Consider the following 6,519-nt stretch of genomic DNA (forward strand, 5'->3'; position numbering starts at 1 on the left):
GCCCCCTAGCCGGCCCCGGGCATGAAGCATAGCGCGGTCGCCTCGCTACGGGGCCGCATGCGCTCAGGTCGCACGGATAGCGGTGGCGCGTCCATCGGCCGTCGTGTCGAGCATCGGCCGAACGGGAGGCAAGGTCCGGATGCGCCGGTCCGGCAGGTTGAGGTGGGGAAACAACAGTTCGGCCACGCGATAGGCCTCCTCCAGGTGCGGATAGCCTGAACCAATCACCGTATCGATGCCCGCGGCGGCATAGTCCTCGAGACGCGCCGCGACGGTGGCCGGGTCACCGACCAGCGCGGTGCCCGCCCCCGTCCGCACAAGGCCGATACCCGCCCAGAGGTTGGGACGGATCTCGAGCGCAGACCGCGCGCCGCCGTGCAGCGCCTGCATGCGCGACTGGCCGACGGAATCGCTGCTTTTCGCCAGATAGGCCTGGAATTGCGCGATCTGGTCCTGCGTGACGTCGCGGATCAGATCGTGCGCGGCCGCCCATGCGGCCTCCTCCGTCTCGCGGACCACGAAATGGAGACGGACACCGAACCGGAGCGTACGGCCCAGGGCCGCAGCCCGGGCCCTCACGTCGGCGATCACGTCCTTCAACTGATCGGCCGGCTCGCCCCACATCAGATAGGTGTCGGCATGCCGCGCGGCGATATCGCGCGCCGCGCCGGAAGAGCCGCCGAACCAGATCGGCGCGTGCGGCGCCTGGACGAAGGGGAACAGCAGCCTTCCACCCGCGATCGACAGGAATTCGCCGTCACGGTCGACCGTCTCGCCCCGCGCGAGCGCGCGCCAGATATCGAGGAACTCGTCGGTTTGGCGATAGCGCGCGGCATGGTCCAGAAAGAGCCCGTCGGCAGCGAGCGCGTCGGGATTGCCGCCGGTGACGACGTTCAGCAGGGCGCGTCCGCCACTGAGCCGGTCGAGCGCGGCGGCCTGGCGCGCGGCTTCGGCGGGGGCGGTCAGCCCCGGCCGCAAGGCGACGAGCAGCCTAAGCCGCTCGGTGAACGGCGCGACCGACGCCGCGGTGATCCAGGCGTCGGCGCACATCGGCCCGGTCGGCAGCAGCACGCCATAATATCCCAGTCGATCGGTCGCGGTGGCGATCTCGCAGAGATACGCCGGATCGGGCGGCCGATCGGTCTGCGGCGAGGCGAAGCGCTGCGAATCGCCGCCGGACGGCAGGAACCAGAGAAAGTCGAGCGGATGTCGCGCTGTCATGGGGCCATACTAGCGCCTTCGCGTGGCCGGCGGGCGAAGCTAATCTTGGCTGCACGCTACTTCGTGCAGCCTTGCGGTGGCGCGCGTCAGTAGGCCCTCCCTCCCACTTGCCCCCCGACAGGACGGCGCTGAGCCTGTCACCCCTTGAAAAGCGGCATAGCCCTTCGGGGCGGCAGGACCGCCACTGGTCATCAGCCCTGAGCGAAAGCAGAATAGTCCATCGCCGCGAGGTCGGTCAGGAGGTCGGGGCCGCTCGGCTCCCATGCCAACCGGGCTCGCGTCCAGGCACTGGATGCCGCCATGTCCAGCGTAGCGAACGGCGCCATCCAGCCGAAATAGCGTTCGACCTCTCCGCCGTGCACCGAGCGGACCGGCAGCCCGCTGCCCTTGCCGATCGCCTCGGCGATGGCGCGCGCGGACACGCCCTCCTCCACCGAGGCGTTGTAGCGCGCGCCGGGCTCGCCATTCTCGAGCGCCAGGACATAGAGCCTTGCGACGTCGCTCACGTGCGCGGCCGCCCACCGGGTATTGCCCTCGCCGACATAGGCGATAGCGCCGGCCCGCCGCGCCTCGGCGATCAGCGGCGTGATGAGACCCGCCCTGGTCGTGTCGTGGACCTGCGGCAGGCGGATGGTGCGCACGTCGATCCGCCGCGCGATGAGCGCCGCGCCGGCCAATTCGGTCGCGATACGCGGGTTGGCATGGCGCGGGTTGAGCACGTCCTCCATCGCCTCGCCGCCGTTCAGCGGCGTGCCCGTGCCGACCCCCGACGTGATGAGGATCGGCTTCCCCGTTCCTGCCAATTCCTCTCCCATCGCGGCAATGACGCGCTCGTCCTTTTTCGTGTTGTCGAGGAAGGTCGCGAAATTGTGGTCGAATGCGCAATGGATCACCGCATCGGCTGCCGCCGCGCCGCTGGCCAGCGTCTCGGGCCGCTCCAGGTCGCCGCGGTGGACACCGACGCCGGCCGCTTCGAGACGCCGGGCACCGTCGTCGGATCGCGTGAGGCCGAGCACCTCATGGCCGCGGGCAAGCAGTTCGGGAACGATGTGCGAGCCGATGAAGCCGGTGGCGCCGGTCAGGAACACGCGCATGAAATGCCTCCTCTTGATATCGGGAGGAGGATATCGCCGACCGCATCAACCTGTTAAAGTAGTGAGCTTATCGTGGTATAAACGTCAACAGGATGCGGCATGGCGAGTGAACCGGCCAATCAGCTCGGCAGCTATCTGCGCGACCGGCGCGTGCGGCTCGATCCGGCGGCATTCGGCTTCGCCGGCGGCAGGCGACGCACGCCGGGTCTTCGCCGCGAAGAGGTCGCCGCCCGCGCCAACATCAGTCCGACCTGGTACACCTGGCTCGAGCAGGGTCGAGGCGGCGCGCCGTCGGCTGACGTACTCGACCGCATCGCCAAGGGGCTGATGCTGACCGAGCCGGAGCGCGAGCACCTCTACATGCTTGGCCTCGGCCGCCCGCCCGAGACCCGCTATCGTCCGGTCGACGGCATCACGCCGCGGCTGCAGCGCGTGCTCGACGGCATGAGGCTGAGCCCCGCGATCATCAAGACCGCCATGTGGGATGTGGTGGGCTGGAACCGGGCGGCCGCGGCGTTGCTCACCGATTATGCCGCGTTGCCCCGCGATCAGCGCAACATATTGCGCCTGATGTTCGTGAACGGCCGCGGTCGCAAGGCCAACGAGGATTGGGAGAGCGTCGCGCGCTTCGTCGTCGGAGCCTTTCGCGCGGACATGGCACGAGCGGGCGCCAACCGCAGTTCGGAGGCCGCAAGGCTCGTCGACGAACTATGCCGCGTCAGCGACGAGTTCGACGCTTTGTGGCGCGACAACGATGTCGTCGCGCACGGCGAGGGCGTGAAGCGCATCCATCATCCCGACGCGGGGCGCGTGCAGCTCGAATTCTCGTCGTTCGCGGTGGAGGGGCGGCCCGAACTCGGCATGATCGTCTACAATCCCGCGACCGAGGCCGACGCGGAGAAGGTGCGGGCGCTCGTCGAAGCGCGGGCGGACTGAGCCACTCGGATTGGGCCGATGGCCGGCGCCGCCTCCGCGCACGTGGATCGGGCGCCTGACGATTCCCGGCAACAGGCGCTTGGTCATGGGAGGCGCGGCATGACGCTCAACGCGATGCCCATGGGGCCTGCACGAGCTCGCGAGCAAGGTAGTCGACCAGAACCTGGACCCGGAGCGGGCGCAGCGGGCTTGGCGGCATGACGAGGTGGAGCCCCAGGGACGTCACGGACCATTCGGGCATCGCGACTGCCAGCTGCCCGTCTCGCAGTTCGCGCCAGATCAGGAATTCGGGCTGGATCGCAAGCCCTTGTCCGGCGACGAGAGCCGGGTTCAACAGGTCGGCATTGTCCGTCCAGACCCGCACGGGTGGCTCGACGGTCTCCTCCCCGAACGTCGGATGCGTGAAGCGCCACATCCTGGATGCACCACCGGTATAGGCCAGCGCACGATGCCGGCTTAGCTCCGCCGGATGCGTCGGCATGCCGTGACGCGCGAGATAGTCGGGGGACGCCACCAGAAGCAGCCGCACCGTGCAGAGCCGGCGCGACAGCAAGGAGGAATCATCCAGGCTGGCGATCCTGAGCGCCAGGTCGAACCCCTCCGCCACCAGATCGACCTTGCGGTCGCTCAAGGCGAAATCGACCGTGATCTCCGGATAGGCCGTGAGGAAGGCCGGCAGCATCGCGCCCAGGTAGGCGATACCGAACGAGAGCGGTGCGCTGATCCGAACGCGACCGCGGGGCCTCTTGGATTGTTCGCCGGCTTCGTCCTCGGCCGCCTCGCCTTCGCTCAATATGCGCGTCGCGCGCTCCACCGCGGCACGGCCCGCATCCGTAAGCGCGATACGCCGGGATGTCCGTGCGATCAGCGTCAGGCCGAGGCGCGCCTCCAGTCGCGCGATCGCTTTGGAGACGGTGGGGTCGGACATGCCCATCTCGCGCGCCGCGCGCGAGAACGAGCCGTGTTTCGCGACCTTTGCGAAGATCGCCCAGGCTTCGAGATCGGGGAGACGCTTCGTCATTTTCGGAAAGGATGAGATGCCAACCTTGCCGTTTCGTCAAGTCCGATCGTGCTGCATCTTCAGGTCATCGGAGCAACAGGCTCCTTCAGGAGACCGAACCATGATCGACCGTCGCCCCTTCGCAAGCCTCGGTGGCGCCAACCACGGATGGCTCGACGCCAAGCACCACTTCTCTTTCGCCAGCTATTATGATCCGGCCCGGATGGGCTGGGGCGGCATCCGCGTCTGGAACGACGATACGATCGCGCCCGGCACCGGCTTCCCGCCGCATCCGCACGCCGACATGGAGATCATCACCTATGTCCGCGAAGGCGCGATCACGCATCAGGACTCGCTCGGCAACATCGGCCGTACCGAGGCCGGCGACGTGCAGGTGATGAGCGCAGGCTCGGGCGTCCGGCATTCGGAATACAACAAGGAGCCGGGCATCACCCGCATCTTCCAGATCTGGATAGAGCCCAGGACACGCGGCGAGGCGCCGTCATGGGGGGCCAAGCCCTTCCCGAAGGGCGAACGCTCCGGACAGTTCGTGACGCTGGCGAGCGGCTTCGCGAACGATGGCGACGCGCTGCCGATCCGCACCGATGCGCGCATCGTCGCCGCCACGCTGAAGGCGGGCGAGACCGCCGAATATCCGCTCGGCGCCGACCGTCACGGCTACCTCGTCCCCGCGAGCGGCGCGATCGAGGTCAACGGCACGCGGCTCGACGCACGCGACGGTGCCGCCATCGCCGACGAGGCCGTGCTTCGCGTCACCGCGATCGACGATGCCGAGATCGTGCTCGTCGACGCCGCCTGACCGATCCGTCCGGTACCGCGTATTTTCCAGCTCGAAAGGATATTTCCCATGCCCTTCATCACCACCGCCGACGCGACCGAAATCTACTACAAGGACTGGGGCCCGAAACACGCCCCGGTCGTAATGTTCCACCATGGCTGGCCGCTCAGTTCGGACGACTGGGACGCGCAGATGATGTTCTTCGTACAGAAGGGCTATCGCGTCATCGCCCACGATCGCCGCGGCCATGGCCGCTCGACGCAGTCGGCCGACGGCCACGATATGGACACTTACGTCGCCGACGTCATAGCGCTGACCGATGCACTGGACCTGCGCGATGCGGTCCACGTCGGCCATTCGACCGGGGGTGGCGAAGTCGCCCGCTACGTCGCCCGCGCCAAACCGGGCCGGGTCAGCAAGGCGGTACTGGTCAGTGCGGTCGCCCCGATCATGATCAGGACCGACACCAACCCCGACGGTGTGCCGATGGACGTGTTCGACATGGTGCGCGAACAGACCGCTACCAACCGTTCGCAATTCTACTATGACTTCACCCTGCCCTTCTTTGGCTACAATCGCGAGGGTGCCGAGGTGAAGGAAGCGGTGCGGCTCAATTGGTGGCGACAGGGCATGATGGGGGCGGCGCTGGCCCATACGCTCGGCATCAAAGCGTTCTCCGAGACCGACTTCACTGACGATCTCAAGGCGATCGACGTACCGACCTTGGTCCTGCATGGCGAGGATGACCAGGTCGTGCCGTTCGCCACCACGGGCAAAATGTCGGCGGCTATCGTGAAGGGCGCCAAGCTCATCTCCTACCCTGGCTTTCCGCACGGTATGCCGGTCACCAACGCGGAGCGGATCAACGCCGATCTTCTTGCTTTTATCGAGGGCTGATCCGTGAAGGACCATGGGGTGGTTGCCCGCCCCGTGGTTTCGCACGACATTGAGGCATCACAGGGAGACGTCGCGATGGGCGATCGAATCATGATCTTCTACGGCTCCTACCGCTCCGATCGGCAAGGGATCCGCCTGGCCGAATGGCTGGTCCGCGCCTTCGCCGCACGCGGCGCATCGGCCGAACTGATAGACGCCCGGGCCATCGACCTGCCCATGCTCGACCGGATGTACAAAGAATATCCGAAGGGCGAGGCGCCGCCCGCGCTGGAGGCGCTCGCGGCGAAGATCAGGGCGGCCGATGCCTTCGTGTTCGTTACCGGGGAATATAATTGGGGCGTACAGCCCGGTCTCAAGAATCTCACCGACCATTTCCTGGAAGAATGGTACTGGCGCCCTGCGGCGATCGTCAGCTACTCGGCCGGTCGCTTCGCCGGTGCACGCGCCGGTCTCGCCTGGCACGGCATCCTGTCGGAAATGGGCATGGTAGTGGTATCCAGCACGATTGCTGTGGGAGGCATCGGCCATGCCTTCGACGCGGCCGGAGAGCCTGCGAGCGATGGCGGCGGCGC

General features: G+C 67.3%; 7 protein-coding genes (1 of these 7 cut by a window edge). 4 read left to right on the forward strand and 3 right to left on the reverse strand.

Going from position 1 to position 6,519, the window contains the following annotated elements:
- Positions 1 to 63: 63 nt before the first annotated feature.
- Together ssuD and RF701_RS09540 are read right to left on the reverse strand one after the other, a co-directional pair.
- A complete protein-coding gene (ssuD, locus tag RF701_RS09535; protein WP_308814793.1) occupies positions 64 to 1,221 on the reverse strand; it encodes an alkanesulfonate monooxygenase in 1,158 nt (385 codons plus the stop codon).
- 191 nt (positions 1,222 to 1,412) lie between these two features.
- Complete coding sequence (locus RF701_RS09540; protein WP_210359511.1) at positions 1,413 to 2,315, reverse strand: SDR family oxidoreductase; 903 nt, start codon at positions 2,313 to 2,315, stop codon at positions 1,413 to 1,415.
- 99 nt (positions 2,316 to 2,414) lie between these two features.
- On the opposite strand from RF701_RS09540, the gene RF701_RS09545 reads away from it, so the two are divergent.
- Positions 2,415 to 3,251: a helix-turn-helix transcriptional regulator gene (locus tag RF701_RS09545; RefSeq protein ID WP_203311483.1), complete on the forward strand. Its 837-nt coding sequence runs from the start codon at positions 2,415 to 2,417 to the stop codon at positions 3,249 to 3,251.
- A 106-nt stretch (positions 3,252 to 3,357) separates the two neighbouring features.
- Here the strand turns inward: RF701_RS09545 and RF701_RS09550 are convergent, their stop codons facing one another.
- Complete coding sequence (locus RF701_RS09550) at positions 3,358 to 4,272, reverse strand: LysR family transcriptional regulator (protein WP_308814794.1); 915 nt, start codon at positions 4,270 to 4,272, stop codon at positions 3,358 to 3,360.
- 100 nt (positions 4,273 to 4,372) lie between these two features.
- Here RF701_RS09550 and RF701_RS09555 point away from each other — a divergent pair, with 100 nt between their 5' ends.
- The 3 genes from RF701_RS09555 to RF701_RS09565 all read left to right on the forward strand — a co-directional run.
- Positions 4,373 to 5,071 (forward strand): pirin family protein, encoded by a 699-nt coding sequence (locus RF701_RS09555; RefSeq protein ID WP_210359512.1) that lies wholly within the window; start codon positions 4,373 to 4,375, stop codon positions 5,069 to 5,071.
- A gap of 48 nt (positions 5,072 to 5,119) precedes the next feature.
- The gene (locus RF701_RS09560) at positions 5,120 to 5,947 is read left to right on the forward strand and encodes an alpha/beta hydrolase (RefSeq protein ID WP_308814795.1); all 828 of its coding nucleotides are present in this window, start codon (positions 5,120 to 5,122) and stop codon (positions 5,945 to 5,947) included.
- A gap of 75 nt (positions 5,948 to 6,022) precedes the next feature.
- On the forward strand, positions 6,023 to 6,519 hold the 5' portion of the coding sequence (locus RF701_RS09565; RefSeq protein ID WP_308814796.1) for an NAD(P)H-dependent oxidoreductase. The gene runs 94 nt beyond the window's last position; 497 of the gene's 591 nt are visible here — the first part of the coding sequence; its start codon is at positions 6,023 to 6,025; its stop codon lies beyond the right edge, outside the window.

The sequence above is a fragment of the Sphingomonas sp. GV3 genome (assembly GCF_031082075.1).
Lineage (GTDB): Bacteria > Pseudomonadota > Alphaproteobacteria > Sphingomonadales > Sphingomonadaceae > Sphingomonas > Sphingomonas beigongshangi.

Excerpts from the sequence above, each read along its gene's own strand:
- ssuD (WP_308814793.1), bottom strand. The coding sequence starts at position 1,221 with ATGACAGCGCGACATCCGCTCGACTTTCTCTGGTTCCTGCCGTCCGGC.
- RF701_RS09540 (WP_210359511.1), bottom strand. The coding sequence starts at position 2,315 with ATGCGCGTGTTCCTGACCGGCGCCACCGGCTTCATCGGCTCGCACATC.
- RF701_RS09545 (WP_203311483.1), top strand. The coding sequence starts at position 2,415 with ATGGCGAGTGAACCGGCCAATCAGCTCGGCAGCTATCTGCGCGACCGG.
- RF701_RS09550 (WP_308814794.1), bottom strand. The coding sequence starts at position 4,272 with ATGACGAAGCGTCTCCCCGATCTCGAAGCCTGGGCGATCTTCGCAAAG.
- RF701_RS09555 (WP_210359512.1), top strand. The coding sequence starts at position 4,373 with ATGATCGACCGTCGCCCCTTCGCAAGCCTCGGTGGCGCCAACCACGGA.
- RF701_RS09560 (WP_308814795.1), top strand. The coding sequence starts at position 5,120 with ATGCCCTTCATCACCACCGCCGACGCGACCGAAATCTACTACAAGGAC.